Source organism: Demequina sp. (assembly GCF_049841215.1).
GTDB lineage: Bacteria > Actinomycetota > Actinomycetes > Actinomycetales > Demequinaceae > Demequina.
In genome coordinates this window covers 67,490-83,481 of sequence record NZ_JASGEO010000013.1, presented here as the reverse complement: position 1 = coordinate 83,481, position 15,992 = coordinate 67,490, and the positions used below count along the sequence as shown (strand labels likewise).

At 66.6% G+C, this 15,992-nt stretch carries 20 protein-coding genes and 2 tRNA genes; 9 read left to right on the top strand and 13 right to left on the bottom strand.

Going from position 1 to position 15,992, the window contains the following annotated elements:
- The first annotated feature begins 9 nt into the window (after positions 1–9).
- The gene (locus QM618_RS06325) at positions 10–309 is read left to right on the top strand and encodes a TM2 domain-containing protein (protein ID WP_428095828.1); all 300 of its coding nucleotides are present in this window, start codon (positions 10–12) and stop codon (positions 307–309) included.
- Here the strand turns inward: QM618_RS06325 and QM618_RS06320 are convergent.
- Genes QM618_RS06320 through QM618_RS06300 form a run of 5 tightly spaced genes read right to left on the bottom strand, consistent with a single transcriptional unit; the run spans position 278 to position 3,731 of the window.
- On the bottom strand, positions 278–793 hold the full coding sequence (locus tag QM618_RS06320) for a DedA family protein (RefSeq protein WP_428095825.1): 516 nt from the start codon (positions 791–793) through the stop codon (positions 278–280). The genes QM618_RS06325 and QM618_RS06320 overlap by 32 nt on opposite strands.
- Positions 790–1,191 (bottom strand): Fur family transcriptional regulator, encoded by a 402-nt coding sequence (locus tag QM618_RS06315; protein WP_428095823.1) that lies wholly within the window; start codon positions 1,189–1,191, stop codon positions 790–792. The genes QM618_RS06320 and QM618_RS06315 overlap by 4 nt, the downstream gene beginning before the upstream one ends.
- On the bottom strand, positions 1,188–2,039 hold the full coding sequence (locus QM618_RS06310; protein WP_428095820.1) for a metal ABC transporter permease: 852 nt from the start codon (positions 2,037–2,039) through the stop codon (positions 1,188–1,190). The genes QM618_RS06315 and QM618_RS06310 overlap by 4 nt, the downstream gene beginning before the upstream one ends.
- Positions 2,036–2,827, bottom strand: a complete 792-nt coding sequence (locus QM618_RS06305; protein WP_428095818.1) for a metal ABC transporter ATP-binding protein — start codon at positions 2,825–2,827, stop codon at positions 2,036–2,038. Before QM618_RS06305 ends, QM618_RS06310 begins: the two co-directional genes overlap by 4 nt.
- Complete coding sequence (locus tag QM618_RS06300; RefSeq protein WP_428095816.1) at positions 2,820–3,731, bottom strand: metal ABC transporter substrate-binding protein; 912 nt, start codon at positions 3,729–3,731, stop codon at positions 2,820–2,822. Before QM618_RS06300 ends, QM618_RS06305 begins: the two co-directional genes overlap by 8 nt.
- A 198-nt stretch (positions 3,732–3,929) precedes the next feature.
- Between QM618_RS06300 and QM618_RS06295 the strand changes: the two genes are divergently transcribed.
- The 3 genes from QM618_RS06295 to dusB all read left to right on the top strand — a co-directional run bounded on the left by QM618_RS06295 (position 3,930) and on the right by dusB (position 7,810).
- Positions 3,930–5,315 (top strand): glycine--tRNA ligase, encoded by a 1,386-nt coding sequence (locus tag QM618_RS06295; RefSeq protein ID WP_428095813.1) that lies wholly within the window; start codon positions 3,930–3,932, stop codon positions 5,313–5,315.
- Positions 5,316–5,319: 4 nt separating this feature from the next.
- Positions 5,320–6,498: a YibE/F family protein gene (locus QM618_RS06290; RefSeq protein ID WP_428095811.1), complete on the top strand. Its 1,179-nt coding sequence runs from the start codon at positions 5,320–5,322 to the stop codon at positions 6,496–6,498.
- Between the two features lie 139 nt (positions 6,499–6,637).
- Positions 6,638–7,810 (top strand): tRNA dihydrouridine synthase DusB, encoded by a 1,173-nt coding sequence (dusB, locus tag QM618_RS06285; protein ID WP_428095809.1) that lies wholly within the window; start codon positions 6,638–6,640, stop codon positions 7,808–7,810.
- On the opposite strand, the gene QM618_RS06280 is transcribed toward dusB, so the two are convergent.
- Positions 7,807–8,379 (bottom strand): dihydrofolate reductase family protein, encoded by a 573-nt coding sequence (locus tag QM618_RS06280; protein WP_428095807.1) that lies wholly within the window; start codon positions 8,377–8,379, stop codon positions 7,807–7,809. The genes dusB and QM618_RS06280 overlap by 4 nt on opposite strands.
- 70 nt (positions 8,380–8,449) lie before the next feature.
- Here QM618_RS06280 and QM618_RS06275 point away from each other — a divergent pair, with 70 nt between their 5' ends.
- Positions 8,450–9,715 (top strand): deoxyguanosinetriphosphate triphosphohydrolase, encoded by a 1,266-nt coding sequence (locus QM618_RS06275; RefSeq protein WP_428095805.1) that lies wholly within the window; start codon positions 8,450–8,452, stop codon positions 9,713–9,715.
- Here QM618_RS06275 and QM618_RS06270 read toward each other — a convergent pair.
- The 3 genes from QM618_RS06270 to QM618_RS06260 are packed head-to-tail and all read right to left on the bottom strand — an operon-like array spanning position 9,688 to position 10,960.
- Positions 9,688–10,077, bottom strand: a complete 390-nt coding sequence (locus QM618_RS06270) for a hypothetical protein (protein WP_428095803.1) — start codon at positions 10,075–10,077, stop codon at positions 9,688–9,690. The two genes, QM618_RS06275 and QM618_RS06270, sit on opposite strands and share 28 nt — an antisense overlap.
- Positions 10,078–10,081: 4 nt before the next feature.
- Positions 10,082–10,498 (bottom strand): hypothetical protein, encoded by a 417-nt coding sequence (locus QM618_RS06265; RefSeq protein ID WP_428095801.1) that lies wholly within the window; start codon positions 10,496–10,498, stop codon positions 10,082–10,084.
- A 12-nt stretch (positions 10,499–10,510) separates the two neighbouring features.
- Complete coding sequence (locus tag QM618_RS06260) at positions 10,511–10,960, bottom strand: DUF6941 family protein (protein ID WP_428095799.1); 450 nt, start codon at positions 10,958–10,960, stop codon at positions 10,511–10,513.
- 59 nt (positions 10,961–11,019) lie between these two features.
- Between QM618_RS06260 and dnaG the strand changes: the two genes are divergently transcribed.
- Positions 11,020–12,891: a DNA primase gene (gene dnaG, locus QM618_RS06255; RefSeq protein WP_428095797.1), complete on the top strand. Its 1,872-nt coding sequence runs from the start codon at positions 11,020–11,022 to the stop codon at positions 12,889–12,891.
- A 2-nt stretch (positions 12,892–12,893) separates the two neighbouring features.
- Positions 12,894–13,337, top strand: coding sequence for a VOC family protein (locus tag QM618_RS06250; protein WP_428095795.1), 444 nt, complete (start codon positions 12,894–12,896; stop codon positions 13,335–13,337).
- Positions 13,338–13,363: 26 nt separating this feature from the next.
- Here the strand turns inward: QM618_RS06250 and QM618_RS06245 are convergent.
- Positions 13,364–13,436: transfer RNA gene (locus QM618_RS06245), tRNA-Asn, on the bottom strand.
- A gap of 101 nt (positions 13,437–13,537) precedes the next feature.
- Here QM618_RS06245 and QM618_RS06240 point away from each other — a divergent pair.
- A tRNA-Ile gene (locus QM618_RS06240) sits at positions 13,538–13,611 on the top strand.
- Positions 13,612–13,685: 74 nt separating this feature from the next.
- On the opposite strand, the gene QM618_RS06235 is transcribed toward QM618_RS06240, so the two are convergent.
- The 3 genes from QM618_RS06235 to QM618_RS06225 all read right to left on the bottom strand — a co-directional run bounded on the left by QM618_RS06235 (position 13,686) and on the right by QM618_RS06225 (position 15,413).
- A complete protein-coding gene (locus QM618_RS06235; protein ID WP_428095793.1) occupies positions 13,686–13,892 on the bottom strand; it encodes a CsbD family protein in 207 nt (68 codons plus the stop codon).
- Positions 13,893–13,975: 83 nt separating this feature from the next.
- Entirely contained in the window at positions 13,976–14,827 is an 852-nt protein-coding gene (locus tag QM618_RS06230; RefSeq protein ID WP_428095791.1) for an NAD(P)H-hydrate dehydratase, read from the bottom strand.
- Positions 14,828–14,855: 28 nt separating this feature from the next.
- On the bottom strand, positions 14,856–15,413 hold the full coding sequence (locus tag QM618_RS06225; RefSeq protein WP_428095789.1) for a GNAT family N-acetyltransferase: 558 nt from the start codon (positions 15,411–15,413) through the stop codon (positions 14,856–14,858).
- A gap of 76 nt (positions 15,414–15,489) precedes the next feature.
- Between QM618_RS06225 and def the strand changes: the two genes are divergently transcribed.
- Positions 15,490–15,984 carry a peptide deformylase gene (gene def / locus QM618_RS06220; RefSeq protein ID WP_428095786.1) on the top strand — a complete coding sequence of 165 codons (495 nt, stop codon included), beginning with the start codon at positions 15,490–15,492 and terminating at the stop codon, positions 15,982–15,984.
- Positions 15,985–15,992 lie beyond the last annotated feature (8 nt).

The following is a 15,992-nucleotide window of genomic DNA, read 5'->3' as shown; positions in this document are numbered from 1 at the left end:
GGAGTGATCATGCCACCTCAGAAGTCCTTCGTTGCCACCTGGTTGTTCGCGTGGCTATTCGGCTACTTCGGCATTGACCGGTTCTACCTCGGCAAGATCGGTACGGGCATTCTCAAGCTCATCACGGTTGGCGGCTTTGGCCTTTGGTACCTGATCGACGTGATCCTTGTTCTCGCCGGCGGCCAGCACGACAAGCACGGCCGCGACCTCGCCGGGTACCAGCAATCCAAGGGGATCGCGTGGGTGGTGACGATCGTGGTGTGGTTGCTCGGCGGCGTTAGTGGGGTTCTGTACGGACTTCAGGGCTGACGTCGCTGCGTCGGCGCCACAGGCTGAATAGCCAGGCCACGCCCACGAGCGCTACCACCACGGCCACGAACAGCCACGGCGACTCTTTCCACGCCGCTACCAGGGAAAATCCCACTACCGAGTACACCGCTGCCCACGCCGCGCAGCCTGGAATCATCGCCGCCGTGTAGAGGTCCCAGCGCATTCTCGTGAAGCCCGCGGCCGCGTTGACGAGAGTTTGGAAGCCAATCGTCAGGAATGACACGGGGATGGCGACAAACCCCCATTTCTCCACGAAATCCTGGGCGCGTTGCCATGCTGGGCCGCTGAAGCGTCGGGCCATTCCTGCCCGACGCTGTGGCTGGCTTTCGCTCCCAGCCGCACCCCTGCGAAGCCCTCGCCCTATCCAGTAGGTGGCTTGGGCGCGCAGAAAGACGACGCACAGCAGGAAGAGGAAGATCCACCACCACGGGCCGCTGGAGATGGCCGAGGGCACGCCGCTCACGGTCGCGAGGCTGCGCAGTCCTTGCACACACCCGTGAGTTCCACGGTGTGCGCAATGTCGGTGAATCCGTACTGAGACGCAACGGCGGCGGCCCAGGTCTCAACGGCGGGAGCGTCGAGTTCCACGGCGGTTCCGCAGTGGCGGCACCGCAAGTGATGGTGGTGGTCATCTGCCGAGTCGCAGCGGCGGTAGAGGGTTTCGCCTGATTCGCTCACGACGGCGTCCACCTCACCCGCGTCGGCGAGCGACTGGAGGGTTCGGTACACGGTGGCGAGACCAACGGTGGAGCCCTCGTGGCGCAGGATGTCGTGCCACGCCTGAGCTGAACGGAACTCGCCCGCGCCGAGCGTTTCCAGCACCGCGGTGCGCTGTTTCGTCATGCGCAGTTCGCCGGTCATGAGGCGATCCTTGCACGGCGCTTGCGGCGTGCCGCGGCGGTTGTTGCGACTATCGCGTAGGTTGCCACACCGATCACCACGATGAGCGCACCCGGCTGCAGATTCACATAGAGCGTGATGGCGATGCCGATGAGCGTGAGCGCGGCACCGATGCCCATCGCGATGAGCATGGTGCGGTTGAACGAGTGCGTGAGCAGTTGGGCGATGGCCACCGGGACGATCATCAGGGCGCTCACGAGCAGCACGCCCACCACGCGCATTGAGACCGTGATGGTGATCGCGGCGAGCACCGCGACCACCATGTTGAGCACGTTGACCGGCAACCCCGACGCTGACGCGAACTCTTGATCGTGGGTCACGGCGAACAGCGCGCGCCGCAGGCCGAGCCCGATGGCGATGATCACTCCCGCGAGGATCACGGAGACCCAGACGTCTTGCCACGACACCGTGGAGATGGACCCAAAGAGGTAGCCGAGCAGGTTGGTGCTGGTGCCTCCGGAGGCGCCGATGAGCAGCACGCCGAGCGCGATGCCGCCGTAGAAGAGGATGGCCATCACCACATCGGCGGCCGCGGTTCCGCGCGACCTCATCCGTTCGATAATTGCCGCACCCGCCACCGCAAAGATCACGGCACCGGGCAGCGCGAGGGCGTCACGCTGCGCGAAACCAGCGAGCGAGCCCGCGAGCCAGCCGGCGGCGACTCCAGCAAGCGCCACGTGACCAATGCCGTCGCCGAGCAGCGCCATCCGGCGCTGTACCAGGTATGTTCCGACGATTGGCGCGGCGACTCCCACCACCACGCCGGCGATGAGCATGCGTTGAACGAGGGGATCGAGCAAGAGGTTCACGGCTGCACCTCCAGCACGGGGCCCGACGCTGGTGGCCGAGGGTCCTCGTGGGCGTGCGTGTGCTCGTGGCCGGGGAGGGCGTGAATGCCGAGGTCCTGCGGAGGGGGGCCCGTGAAGCTCACGGTCCCGTGGTCGAGCACCACCGCTGTATCGATGAGAGTGGCGAGCGGGCCAATCTCATGGAGTACCACGACGATTCCCGCACCGTGAGCCTTGAGGTGGTCGAGGGTGTGCACAAGCGCCACCTGAGACTGCAGGTCCACGCCGGTCATCGGCTCATCGAGGACCAGCAGATCTGGTTCTCGAACCATCGCTCGCGCGATGAGAACTCGCTGTTGCTGACCACCGGAGAGCGAGCCGACGTCGCGCGAGGCGAGGTCAGCGACACCCAGCTCTTCGAGCGCGGCCAGCGCGCGCCGTCGGGCATCTCGCGGAGGGCGAAGGCGACCAGCGCCCAAGAGCCCGGCCGTCACCACCTCGAGCGATGTGGCTGCGACCCCGCCCGCCGCGCTGATGCGCTGTGGCACGTAACCGAGGCGCGCGCGGGCGTGAGCTGAGTTTGGGTGATCGCCGAAGGTGACCGTACCCGCGGTCATGGGCAGCACCCCAACCAAGGCGCGGATCAGGGTGGACTTGCCGGAGCCATTGGCGCCCATCACGGCAACGGCCTCGCCGCCGCGCACGGCGATGTCGACGCCGTGGAGGATCTCGTTGCCGCCCAGCGCAACGCGCACGCCGCTCGCGGAGAGCAGCGTGCGCGGTTCGTGTGTGGTGGGCGCGTCAGGCACAGGCAAGCGCCTGCCTCAGGCTGTCGAGGTTGCGGGCCATGACCGTAGCGTAATCGTCGTCGTCCACCACGGACTCGATCGGATCGAGTACCGCTGTCGTGGCACCAGTGTCTTTCGCGATGGCGTCCGCGACCGAGGTGTTGACGAGGGACTCCGTGAAGATGGTTGTGGTGCCGGTTTCTTCAACCAAGTCGCGAATTTCCAGGAGCTTCGCCGGTGAAGGCTCTGTCTCTGGATCGATTCCCGCGATGCCAACCTGTTCCAGGTTGTAGCGATCGGCGAGGTACGCGAAGGCCTCGTGGCTCGTGACGATGTCGCGGCGCTCGCATTGCTCGAGGCCGCTGGTGAAGGTTTCGTCGAGAGCGGTGAGTTCCGCGCGCAGGTCCGTCGCGTTCTGGATGTACGTGGCGGAGTTGTCCGGATCCAGTTGCGCGAACTGCTGACCCACGGCCGTGGCGTACTCAGCTAGCAGGGTGGGGTCAAGCCAGAAGTGCGGATCCAGTTGCCCGTGGTCGTGATCCTCTTCGCCGTCCTCGTGCTCGTGGTCGTGCTCCTCGGCTGGACGAAGCTCAACGGCGTCTGCGGCGTCGAAGGCGCGCGATTGGGTGGACACCAGGGCGTCGTCGACGGCTGGCTGGAACTCGCTCAGGTAGAGCACCAAGTCCGCGCTCGAGAGTTCCCTGACGGCGCTGGGGGAGAGCTCGAGGTCGTGTGGCTCTACGCCGGGCGCGGCGAGGGGGATCACGTCGACGTTGTCACCACCAACCGCTTCTGCGACGTACTGGAGCGGGTAGAAGGACGCGGCCACCGTCAGGTCGGCGTCTGCGTTGGAGGACGAGCCTCCGGCGCAACCGGTGACGAGAAGGAGGCCGGCTGCGCCGGAGACGAGGGTGATGGGCTTCATGACGCCTCACACTATTGGAATTGAGAATCATTGTCAAAACACGATCACGCTCGCCCCGCCTCCCGCACGTGTGTCGGTACAAGCGCGTCGCTTCGCGCGCGCTTGCCGACGCCTCTGAACCGACAGCGATGGGGAGGTTGGGCGAAGGCGCGCCACTAGACTGTTCCGAGCACAGTCCAACCCCACAAGGAGCATTCCGTGGCAGCACCGTCCCGCCTCGACAACGTCATCTCGCTAGCGAAGCGCCGCGGCTTCGTATTCCCCGCTGGCGAGATCTACGGAGGCACGCGTTCCGCGTGGGACTACGGACCACTGGGCGTGGAGCTCAAGGAGAACATCAAGCGCCAGTGGTGGCGCGCGATGGTCACGAGCCGCGACGACATCGTCGGCCTCGACTCCTCGGTGATCCTGCCGCGCCAGGTGTGGGTGGCGTCTGGCCACGTTGGTGTGTTCACCGACCCCCTCACCGAGTGCCTGAGCTGCCACAAGCGCTTCCGCGAGGACCAGATGCTCGAGGAGTTCGAGGAGAAGAAGGGCCGTCCCGCGAACGGTGGCCTCGCCGAGATCGCGTGCCCCAACTGCGGCACCCGCGGCCAGTGGACGGAGCCGCGCGACTTCAACATGATGCTCAAGACCTATCTGGGCCCCGTCGAGGACGAGTCCGGGCTGCACTATCTGCGCCCAGAGACCGCGCAGGGCATCTTCGTAAACTTCGCCAACGTCGTGTCGACGTCGCGCGTCAAGCCGCCGTTCGGCATCGGCCAGATCGGCAAGAGCTTCCGCAACGAGATCACCCCAGGAAACTTCATCTTCCGCACCAGGGAGTTTGAGCAGATGGAGATGGAGTTCTTCGTCGTGCCTGGTACGGACGAGGAATGGCACCAGTACTGGATCGACACCCGCACAGACTGGTACACGGGTCTCGGCATCAACCGCGACAACCTGCGCCACTACGAGCACCCCAAGGAAAAGCTCTCCCACTACTCCAAGCGCACTGTCGACATCGAGTACCGCTTCGGCTTCCAGGGCAGCGAGTGGGGCGAGCTCGAGGGCATCGCCAACCGCACGGACTTTGACCTCAGCACCCACGCCGAGCACTCGGGCAAGGACCTCCAGTACCGCGATCCGGTCACCAACGAGAAGTACACGCCCTACGTGATCGAGCCCGCGGCCGGCCTCACGCGGAGCCTCATGGCCTTCCTCGTCGAGTCTTACGACGAGGACGAGGCGCCCAACACCTCTGGCGGCGTCGACGTCCGCACGGTGCTGCGCCTGGACCATCGCTTGGCGCCCGTCAAGGCCGCGGTGCTCCCGCTTTCGAAGTCCGACGCTCTGCTCCCCACCGCGGAAAACCTCGCCAAGGAGCTCCGGGGCTTCTGGAATGTCGACTACGACGTCACGCAGGCCATCGGCAAGCGCTACCGCCGTCAGGACGAGATCGGCACGCCTTTCTGCATCACGGTCGACTTCGAGACGGTCGACGATCTCGCCGTCACCATCCGCGATCGCGACACCATGGCGCAAGAGCGCGTGGCTCTTTCGCAGGTCCAGGGCTACCTCGCGCAGCGGCTCGCGGGGGCGTAACCACGTGCCGCACGGTCACTCGCATGACGAGGTGCCGCGCGCGTCCGAACGCACGTCGCTCGTGCTGTGGGTGCTCGTTGGGGTGATCCTGACCGGGGTACTCGTTGGTGCGGTCGCGACGTGGCCGTCCACAGTGAATGTGATTGGCTCGCAGCAGTACTTGGAGGACGGGTCGCACTGGGCCACCGCCACAGTGGTGGCCTTCGACGAAGACACCCTGATGATCACGGCGAGACTCGCCGGCGAGGACGGCACCGTCGAGATCCAGTCGCCGGGGATTACGGGAACCGAGTTCGCCCCGGGGGACGAGCTGTCCGTGGTGGTGCTCGGCACGGGCGACGTCATCTTCTCCGACTACAAGCGCAGCGCGCCCTTGCTGGCGATGGTGATCGTGTTTGTCCTGGCCGTGCTGCTGGTGGCTCGCTGGCGGGGTGCTGGGGCGCTGCTTGGTTTGCTGCTCGCGTTCGGCGTGGTGGTGTTCTACACCGTTCCCGCGCTCATCGACGGCCAGCCTCCCATCATCGTGGGGCTTGTCACGGGGGCTGGCGCCCTGGCGCTGCTCCTGTACATCGCGCACGGCTTCAACGCGCGCACCACTACCGCCTATCTGGGCACGATCGCCGGACTTGTGGTGACCGCGCTGCTTGGATCGTGGGCGGTGAGCGCCGCCCGGATTCCCGGCGTTCCGGGAGAGGCCGAGGTCAACGTGTCCTTCGTGGCGAGCGCGATCTCGCTGTCTGGCCTCGCGCTGTGCGGTGTGATGCTCGCCGGCCTTGGCATCCTCAACGACGTGACGGTCACTCAGGCGTCAGCCGTCTGGGAGCTGCGCCGGGCACGGCCGGACCTTGCGCGGCGCGAGGTCTACTCGCGCGGCATGCGCGTTGGGCGGGATCACATCGCCTCGACCGTCTACACCATCGCGTTCGCGTACGTTGGAGCCTCGCTCCCTCTCATCGTCCTCATCACGGTGTACAACAACTCGTTGACCAACGCGATCACCTCGTCGGAGATCGCGGGCGAGGTGGTGCGCACCCTCGTAGGTTCGCTCGGTCTGGTGCTCGCGGTTCCGCTCACCACGGCCATCGGTGCGCTCATCGCAGGGCCGGGTGCTACCGCTCCCGCCGAGGACAGCAGGCGCGCTCGCCGCACCCAGCGAGACGTCGAGTCGGCCCTCGAGGACTGATTTCCACCCCTCCGCCAACCCGACGCTCCCTCTCGCCCGCCTGCTCCGTCTCGGTACACGCGCGTCGCTTCGCGCGCGCGAACCGACCGCTATGTACCGACAGCGAACGGGGGCGCGAGCGCCTGAGACAATGGTGACCATGTCTACTCAGCCCGCCACAGCGTCGGCCCTGCTGCCGCCCCTGCACATTGGGCCGATTTCCGTGCAGACTCCCGTGGTGTTAGCGCCCATGGCGGGGATCACCAACGCGGCGTTCCGCCGCCTATGCCGCGAGCACGGCGGCGGGCTCTACGTGGCGGAGATGGTGACGTCGCGCGCGCTCGTGGAGCGCACCCCGGAATCCCTGCGGATCATCGCCCACGATCCCGACGAAACCCCTCGTAGTGTGCAGGTTTACGGAGTGGACCCCGCGACCATTGGCGCCGCCGTGAAGATGATCGCGGAAGAGGATCGCGCGGACCACATTGACATGAACTTTGGTTGCCCCGTGCCCAAGGTGACGCGCAAAGGCGGCGGTGCCGTGCTGCCGTGGAAGCGTGACCTGTTCCGTGACATCGTGCGCGCGGCGGTGCGCGAGGCGTCCAAGTTCGACATTCCGGTGACGGTGAAGATGCGCAAGGGCATCGATGACGAGCACCTCACGTACCTTGACGCGGGCGTTATGGCCGAGCGAGAGGGCGCCGCCGCCGTTGCCCTGCACGCGCGCACCGCGGCCGACTACTACTCCGGCACCGCGGACTGGGAGGCCATCGCGCGTCTCAAGGACGCGGTGCCCACCGTTCCCGTGCTGGGAAATGGCGACATTTGGTCCGCCGAGGACGCGCTTGCGATGGTGAAGCGCACGGGTTGCGATGGTGTCGTCGTTGGGCGTGGCTGCCAAGGGCGCCCGTGGCTCTTCGCGGACTTGCAGGCCGCCTTCGAGGGCCGGCCGGAGCGCGCGCGGCCCTCTTTGAAGTTCGTCGCGGACACGGTCTACCGACACGGAGAGCTCATGGTGCGCCATTTTGGTGGCGACGAGTTCAAGGCAATGCAAGAAATTCGCAAGCATATGGCCTGGTATTTCAAGGGCTACCCAGTGGGCGGGGAGGCCCGACGCTCGCTCGGCTTGGTGACGTCGCTCGCCGAGTTGCGTGGCTTGCTTGATGCACTCGGTGACGCCCCGTACCCGGGAGTAGACGCCGAGGGCGCTCGTGGGCGCCAGGGGACGCCCAAGCGGCCGTCGTGCCCAGAGGGTTGGCTTGATACGCGCGACATCACTCCGGACCTCGAGGAGAGGTTGCGCGAGGCGGAACTGAGCGTCTCTGGGGGTTAGGCGGCACGTGCCGTCAGGTGTAGCTGGACGAACCCGGGACCCCAACGCTCGACCTTCTCGACGGCAAACTCCGCGGGCACCGCGAGGCCGGCGAAGAGCGGGATGCCAGCGCCGAGGGCAGTGGGCTGGATCGTGAGTACAAGGTGGTCGAGCAGCTTCTCACTGAGTACCGACCGGATCGTTGCGCCCCCGTCAACGTAGACGTCTCGATCACCAGCCAGCGCCTTCGCGCGATCGATCACTTCCGCAACGTCGCCACCACTAGCCTCGACGGAAGCGTGCGCGGTCTCGAGAGGCCGCGAGGTCACGACCAGAAGCGGAGTATCGCCATAGGGCCACGGGCCATCGAACCCGGCCACAACGTCGTACGTGCGCCTGCCCATCACGATGCAACCGATGGTGGATAGAAAATCGTCGAACTCGAGTCCGTCCGGACGTGTTGCCGCCCACGCTTCGACGGCGAGCGGAAGGCCGGACTCGCGTGGACGTTCGAGCCACGAGAGCTCGTCGTTCGGCCCGGCGATGAATCCATCGAGCGACATGGCGAGGTACCCAACAACGCGTCCCATGGGGCAAGGCTACGGGGGCACGCGGCGCTCGGCGAGCCGTTCACGCCCCGCCGCCCACTACCATCAAAGCGTGAGCGCGCTACCTCCCGGCTACTCGGACGCGGACGCGGAGCGCTACGTTGACGAACCGCCCAAGCGCGCCAGCCGCACTCCCTTCGAACGCGACCGGGCGCGCATCGTCCACTCGAGCGCCCTCAGGCGCCTCGGTGCCAAGACCCAGGTGCTCGGCGCGGGCAGCGGCGACTTCGTCCGCACCCGCCTCACGCACACCCTCGAGGTAGCGCAGGTCGGCCGCGGCCTCGCCAAGGTGTTCGGCAGCGACGAGGACGTCGTGGATGCCGCATGCCTGGCCCACGATCTGGGTCACCCTCCGTTCGGCCACAACGGTGAGCGCGCGCTCGACGAGGTGGCTCGCGACATCGGCGGCTTCGAGGGAAACGCCCAAACGCTGCGTCTCCTCACGCGCCTTGAGCCGAAGTCCGTTGACCCGGCTACCGGGGCGTCCATCGGCCTCAACCTCACGCGCGCGGTGCTCGACGCCTCCATCAAGTACCCGTGGCCGGAGTCCCAGGCTCCCCAACGCGCTGATGGCACTCCAACGCGCAAATTCGGCTTCTACGAGGACGATCGCCCAGTCTTTGAGTGGGCACGCCACGGTGCCGAAGCCAAGCAGACCAGCTTCGAGGCCCAGCTCATGGACTTCGCTGATGACGTCGCCTACTCGGTTCACGACGTCGAGGATTCGGTGGTGCACAACGATGTTGCTCTCGCGGTCTTGAGGGATGAGGGCCAAGCCCGCGCCGTGGCCCAGCACGTCCACGAGTGGTACGGGCGAGGCGACGAAGAAGAGCTGCTCGCCGCACTCAACCGCCTCCGCGATGAGCCCTGGTGGATGGACGAGTACGACGGCTCCCATCGCGCGCTCGCGAGCCTCAAAGACATGACGAGCCAGCTCATCGGGCGTCTGTGCGACACGGTCATCGAGGCCACTCAAGCGCAGCACGGCGACGGGCCTCTCACCCGCCACAACGCTGACCTCGTGATCCCCACGGACGTCCAGGCGGAAATGCTCATCCTTAAGGGAATCGCCGTGCACTTCCTCATGGCGCCCCGCGAGCGCCGCGGCAGCTACCGCCAGCAGCGCGAGCGCCTCGCCGCTCTGGTCCTTGCCCTAGAGGCCAGGGGAGCGGAGGCCATGGAGCCGCACTTTGCCGCCCTGTACAACGAGGCAAGCACCGATGCCGCCCGCAAGCGCGTGGCCGTTGACCAGGTTGCCTCGCTCACCGACAAGTCGGCTCACGATTGGTTTCACAGGTTTGTGGCGGCCCGACGCTGACGCCCCTTGAGCAGGAAATAGAGGGCTACGAGGGGCAACAGTAGGGGCACCCATCCGTAGCCGCTGCCGTATCCGGTCCACACTGTTTCGTCGGGCCACAGATCGGCGTCAAGATACCCCAACGTACCGACGAGCAGCACGCCCGCCAGCTCGAGAGAAGATCCCACGAGAGCTACCCGCTCCCACCCGCGCCACAGTGCCACGGCGATCACGACATAGAGCACCGCGGAGATCGCGGAAACGGTGTACGCGACCGGCGCCTCGGAGAACTTCTCCATGATCTGAACGGTGGCGCGCCCGGTGGCGGCCAGCCCAAGGATCGAGTACACGACGATGAGGATGATGCGCGCAACCGGGTTCACGGGCCTATCCTCCCAGCACGATCGTGAGCCGCCATGACGCAACCGCCAACGCAATCCCCACGGCAATCGCCGCCCCCGCGTCCACGCGCGCTATCTGGTCGGGCGCGAGTACGGGCCTGTTGGGGTCGGGATCCGCGGCCGCCGCTTCTGGTGTTCCCAGCCGCCCTATGCCGAGCAAAGGCAACAAGCCAACCGTGGCGAGAAGGTAGCCGATGGTGAGCACAGCGTCGGGCGTGCCGTCCACCACCCACACATAGAACACGGCCGCCGCCTGCACCACCACGGCAATCCACGTGGCCGTCACCACCCACTCAAGCGACCTGTGTGTACCGACAGCAATGAGGGTGACGACGCCGTGCAACACGAGCACGGCGCTCACGACGAGCACCGCAGGGTAGATGACGTGAAGGTACGCGCTCACGAGGGCGTGAACCTACTGCTGGGCGTTCTGGACGCGCATGGGAAGGCGCGCGAGCTCCTCGCCGTCGATCGAGATGACCCACGCGAGCATGCGCGGCTTGTCGAAGCGCAGGCCGTCAAACGTGAAGGCGAAGCACGCAACCTGCTCAAAGCCGTCGGCAAGGTGGGCGGGACGCCCCAACGTGAAGTCCCCACCCATCGCACGCACGGGCTGCGGGTTGCCCTCTTCGTCGTTGCGCAGGCCGATGGGGTAGGTCTCACCGTCCTCAGTGACCAGCTTGACCTCGAGGTTGTGCTGCATGTTGGTCTCGTTGAACGGCACGTGTGCGGTGATCGCCACGCCAAGGCGGCGGTGCTGCGCGGGAAAGCTCCGCACAAAAATCGTGTTCCAGCCGCCACCAAGCGCATAGATCTTGCCGTTGACAACCTCGGCGGTGTCCGCGAGGAACGCATCAACTCTCACAACGGGTCCTTTCCCCAAGTCTGACTCAAGCCTAACCGCCGGAGAACTAGAGTGAGCACGTGCCAGGAACCATCAACCGTGACGACATCGCGGCGGTTCGCGAGCGGGCGCCCATCGAGGAGATCATCGGGCAGCACGTGGCGCTGAAATCTGCGGGGGTGGGCTCGCTCAAGGGTCTCTGCCCCTTCCACGATGAGCGCTCTCCCTCCTTCACTGTGCGCCCCGCCGTGGGGCGCTGGCATTGCTTTGGCTGCGGCGAGGGCGGCGACGTCATCGAGTTCGTCATGCGCTTGGACGGCCTGCCGTTCGCGGAGGCCGTCGAATACCTCGCGGATCGCGCGGGCGTCACCTTGCGCTACGAGGCAGGGGGGGCACGTTCCGGCCCTGCGCCCGGGTTGCGTAAGCGTCTCATCGAGGCTCATCGTGTGGCCCAGTCGTTCTACGCCGAGCAGCTGGCCTCGGACGAGGCCCGCACGGGACGCGACTTCCTGCGCGAGCGTGGCTTTGACCGCGCGGCCGCCGAGCAGTTTGGTGTTGGCTATGCGCCAAAGGGGTGGTCGTCCCTGACGGATCATTTGCGCAAGAGCGGCTTCACGGAAGACGAGCTCAAGGCGTCGGGCCTGGTAAGTGAGGGTCAACGGGGAGTCTACGATCGCTTTCGCGGGCGCCTCGTGTGGCCCATTCGCGAGGTCACGGGTGACGTCATCGGCTTCGGCGCTCGCCGGCTGTACGAGGATGACCAGGGCCCTAAGTACCTCAACACCCCTGAGACCCAGCTCTACAAGAAGGCAACGGTCCTCTACGGACTGGACCTGGCCAAGGGCGCGATCCGCGGTGAGCGCACCACGGTGGTGGTCGAGGGCTACACGGACGTTATGGCGTGCCATCTCGCGGGAGTCACGAACGCGGTGGCCACGTGCGGCACAGCGTTTGGCGAGGACCACGTGAAGATGGTTCGGCGCCTCATGGGGGACACCACGCAACTCAAGGTGGGTGCCACCGGCGCTCGCGTTATCTTTACGTTCGACGGCGACGAGGCCGGGCAAAACGCCGCGCTCAAGTCGTTCAACCTTGATGGCCAGTTCTTGGCGCAAACCTTCGTTGCCGTGGACCCCAACGGCGAAGATCCGTGCGAGATCCGCCAGCGACACGGAGACGCCGCGGTGGTCTCACTGATGGCGAATCCCGTGCCGCTCTTTGAGTTCGTGATTAAGGCTTCGCTCGCGTCGCATAACCTCGCCACCCCTGAGGGCCGGGTCGCCGCCCTTCGCGCCTCCGCGCCCGTCGTCGCTGGTATTCGCGACGCTGCCCTGCGTCCCGAGTACGCGCGCAAGCTCGCTGGGTGGCTCGGCATGGAGCCGGAGCAGGTGCTTGGCGCGGTGTCGGCGGCGGGCAAGCAGGCGACAACCCAGCCCGACGCTGGGGCGGGTTCGGCGCCCGCGGCGAGCGGAGCGTCGGGCAGGCCGAATGCCAAGGATCCTGTTGCGCGAGCGCAAGCGCTCGCGCTTGGGGTGCTGCTGCAGGCCGCGCCGGAGGTGGTCAAGGATCCGTCCGCGGCGGCGTTGTTCGGCGCGATCTCGCCCGAGGCCTTTACCGTGCCGCAATACCGCGCGGTCTTTGAGGCGATCCGCGCCGCGGGCGGCCCCGCGGCGAGCACCGGTGACTGGGTGGGAGACGTGAGCGCGCAAGCCGGGGAGGCGCTCGCGGGAACGGTGTCGCAGCTCGCGGTGACGCCACTGCCCACCGACAAGGCAGACGCCGAGTATGTGCGGTCCGTGCTGGCGCGAATGCTGGATCTGGATCTCACGCGCCAAATCGCCGAACTGCGCGGCTCCATGCAGCGCGCGGGGGAGGGCAGTGACGAGGCGCAAGCGGCGTTCGCCGCACTGATCGCGTTGGAGACGCGGCGCAGGGCGCTACGAGAGGAGTAGACATGCCGGGAGGACGCAAGCAGCGCGTGACCTTGGTGACGCTCGGGGTGGCGGACCTTGAGCGCGCGCGGCAGTTCTACGAGGCGTGGGGGTGGGTGCCTGAGGAGGCGAACGAGGGCATCGTGTTCTTCCAAGGAAACGGCCTGGTGATCGCGCTGTTTGGGCTGGAGGAGCTCGCAGAGGACCAAGCGCGCCCAGAGGCCACGCTGGGATTTGGGGCGATGACGCTCGCGCAGAACTACGGGACCATCGCCGAGGTGGACGAGCGCTTCCGTGCCGCGCTCGCGGCCGGTGCCACGATGCTCAAGCGGCCCCAAGAGGCGTCATGGGGCGGGTACAGCGGCTACATCGCGGACCCTGACGGGCACGTCTGGGAACTCGCCATGAACCCGTACTGGACCCTCGATGAGTGGGGGTCGACGGACCTCAGGGATCCGGCCGCCTAGTGGCGGCGCTGATCAGATATGGAAAGCTCCCCCGACTGGACTCGAACCAGTAACCTGCCGATTAACAGTCGGCTGCTCTGCCAATTGAGCTACGGAGGATCGCGCTCGAATACTGTACCCGATTGCGAGGCGCACCCAAGACACGATCGGCGCCTCGCCTGGCGTCGCTAGACTTGCGTGCGGCCCGGGGAACGGGTCGTGGGGCGGTAGCTCAGCCGGTTAGAGCAGTGGACTCATAATCCATCGGTCGCGGGTTCAAGTCCCGCCCGCCCCACTCGAGCCCAGACACACGGATGCCCGGCCGCTGAGGGGGAGCCGGGCATCCGCGTCTGAGGGGGACAGAAACGTCTACTTCTTGTCGTCGTCCGTCATGTTGTTGAACTTCTCTGCAGCCCAATCCTTGACGTCTTCGACCTTGTCCTTGACTGCAGCCGAGGCCTGATCCATCTTGCCTTCGGCTTCCATCTGCTCGTCGCCGGTGGCTTCGCCGATGTGCTCCTTGGCCTTGCCCTTCCAGTCCTCGGCGGCGTTCTGCATTCTCTCGTCGGTACCCATGATTTCCACCTCCAGTGGTGTTGAGGGTCACTAGGGACTACACCAACAGTTGGCAAAGTATTCCCGCTGCCCGACGGCGTGGTTCAGCGACCTAGCGCGTCACCTATCGCGACGGGCACGGCCCCGGCCAGGTCCAGGGCGCTGATTGGGCCGCCAGCGGACGCGAGTTCCGCCGCTCTCGCATGCACCCATGCGGCGCACGCGCCGGCGTCGGCGGCGGCGAGGCCCGCGGCAAGCAAAGCCCCTGCAATACCAGCCAGAACGTCGCCTGAGCCCGCTGTCGCGAGCCACGGCGTGGCCTCCGGTAGCCAGACGATGCCGCCGCCCGGTGAGGCGATGACGGTGACGGATCCCTTCAGAAGCACCGTGGCTCTCGCGGTCTCGGCGAGCAGGCGCGCGTGCCCCGCGCGATCGCGCTCAACGTCTGCACGCGTCACGTCATGCCGCAGGGCGGCCAGGGTGCGGATGAGCTCGCCCGCGTGGGGCGTGAGAAGGACGCGGTCAGCAGGAGCCTCGCGCGCACCAGCTGCGCGCGAGGTGGCAACGGACTCGAGGGCGCCCGCGTCGACGACCATCGGCAGCCCAGAAGCGGCCACGGAGCCGATCGCGGCGTCTTGCTCGGGGTAATCAGCCACGCCGGGACCCACCACCCAGGCGCGCGCCCTAGGGAGAGTCTCCGCAGCGTCGGCGCTGCCGTGCACAATCGCCTCTGGGCGAGCCGCGAGAACGAGGTCTTGGGCTCTGCGCGGCCCCACGTAGCGCACCATGCCGGCTCCGGCGCGAATCGCGCCGGACACCACGAGCACCGCAGCTCCCGGGAAGGCTTCTGAACCCGCCACCACGCCCAAGGTGCCGCGAGAGTACTTGTCGTCCCCAGCGTCGGGCCGCGGCCAATGTTTGGCGATGTCTTCGCGAGACCATTCCACCGTGATCACGTCCTTAGCGTGGCACAGTCATCCCTGGTCAGGCGGGAATGACCAGGCGGTAGATCTCCGAGTCCGCGGGTTCGCCGCGGATGATGACGTCGCCGGGTATGCGTTCTACGTACGTCATTCCCACGTGCTCCATGACGCGCGAGGACGAGCGGTTCTGCGGGCGGCAGCGTGCGGTGAACTCGCGAATGCCGTGATCGCGCACCAGGGCATCGAGAAAGGAGGCCACGGCCTCGGTCGCAATCCGCTGACCCCAAAGGTCGCGGCGCACCACCCAGCCAAGTTCGCGCACGGTGGGGTTTGCCTCGACGGGGCCGCGCAAGGCGCCGAACGCGCTGAGTCCGCCGACGACGGTCCCCGCGGGCACGGTCCCTGACGCTCCAAGCAGATCCACCGCGAGGGTGATCGCCACGTTGAGCGGGGCGCCTCCGGCCACCGCGTCGGACACGAAGTTGACCGTGTCCTCGAGCGTGTTGGGGCCCCAATCGGTGAAGAAACACACCGCGGGATCCGACGCATATACGTGCACGTCTTCGACGTCCGCGTTGGTGAACGGGCGAAGGACTAGGCGCTCGGAAACGACCTCCATGTACCGACACGATACCCGCGCGGTTGGGGAGGGCGCCGGTTGGTTGGCGTGGTGTCGTTCATGGGACAATCGCCGCATGGCTTTTCGCGACATCCGGACCATCGGCGACCCCGTGCTGCGCACAGCTTGCGCGCCCATCGAGACCATCGACGACGCGGTGCGTCAGTTGGTAGAGGACCTCGTGGAGACGGTGGACCACGAGGGCCGCGCGGGCCTTGCAGCGAATCAGATCGGCGTGAGTCTGCGCGCGTTCTCATGGAACATCGACGGCGACATCGGGTACATCCTGAACCCGGTCATCGTTGAGCGTTCCGAGGAGTTGCAGGAGTTGGGCGACGAAGGGTGCCTCTCGGTTCCCGGGCTCTGGTACCCGTGCGAGCGGCCGTCGTTCTCACGCGCCGAAGGCACCGACCTTGACGGCAATCTTGTGGTGGTTGAGGGCGAGGAGATCTGGGCGCGCCTCATCAATCACGAAGTGGATCACCTCGATGGCCACCTCTACCTTGATCGGCTCAAGAAGGACGTGCGCAAGCAAGCCATGCGCGAACTGCGCGAGTCGCTCGAGCACTAGATTGCTCA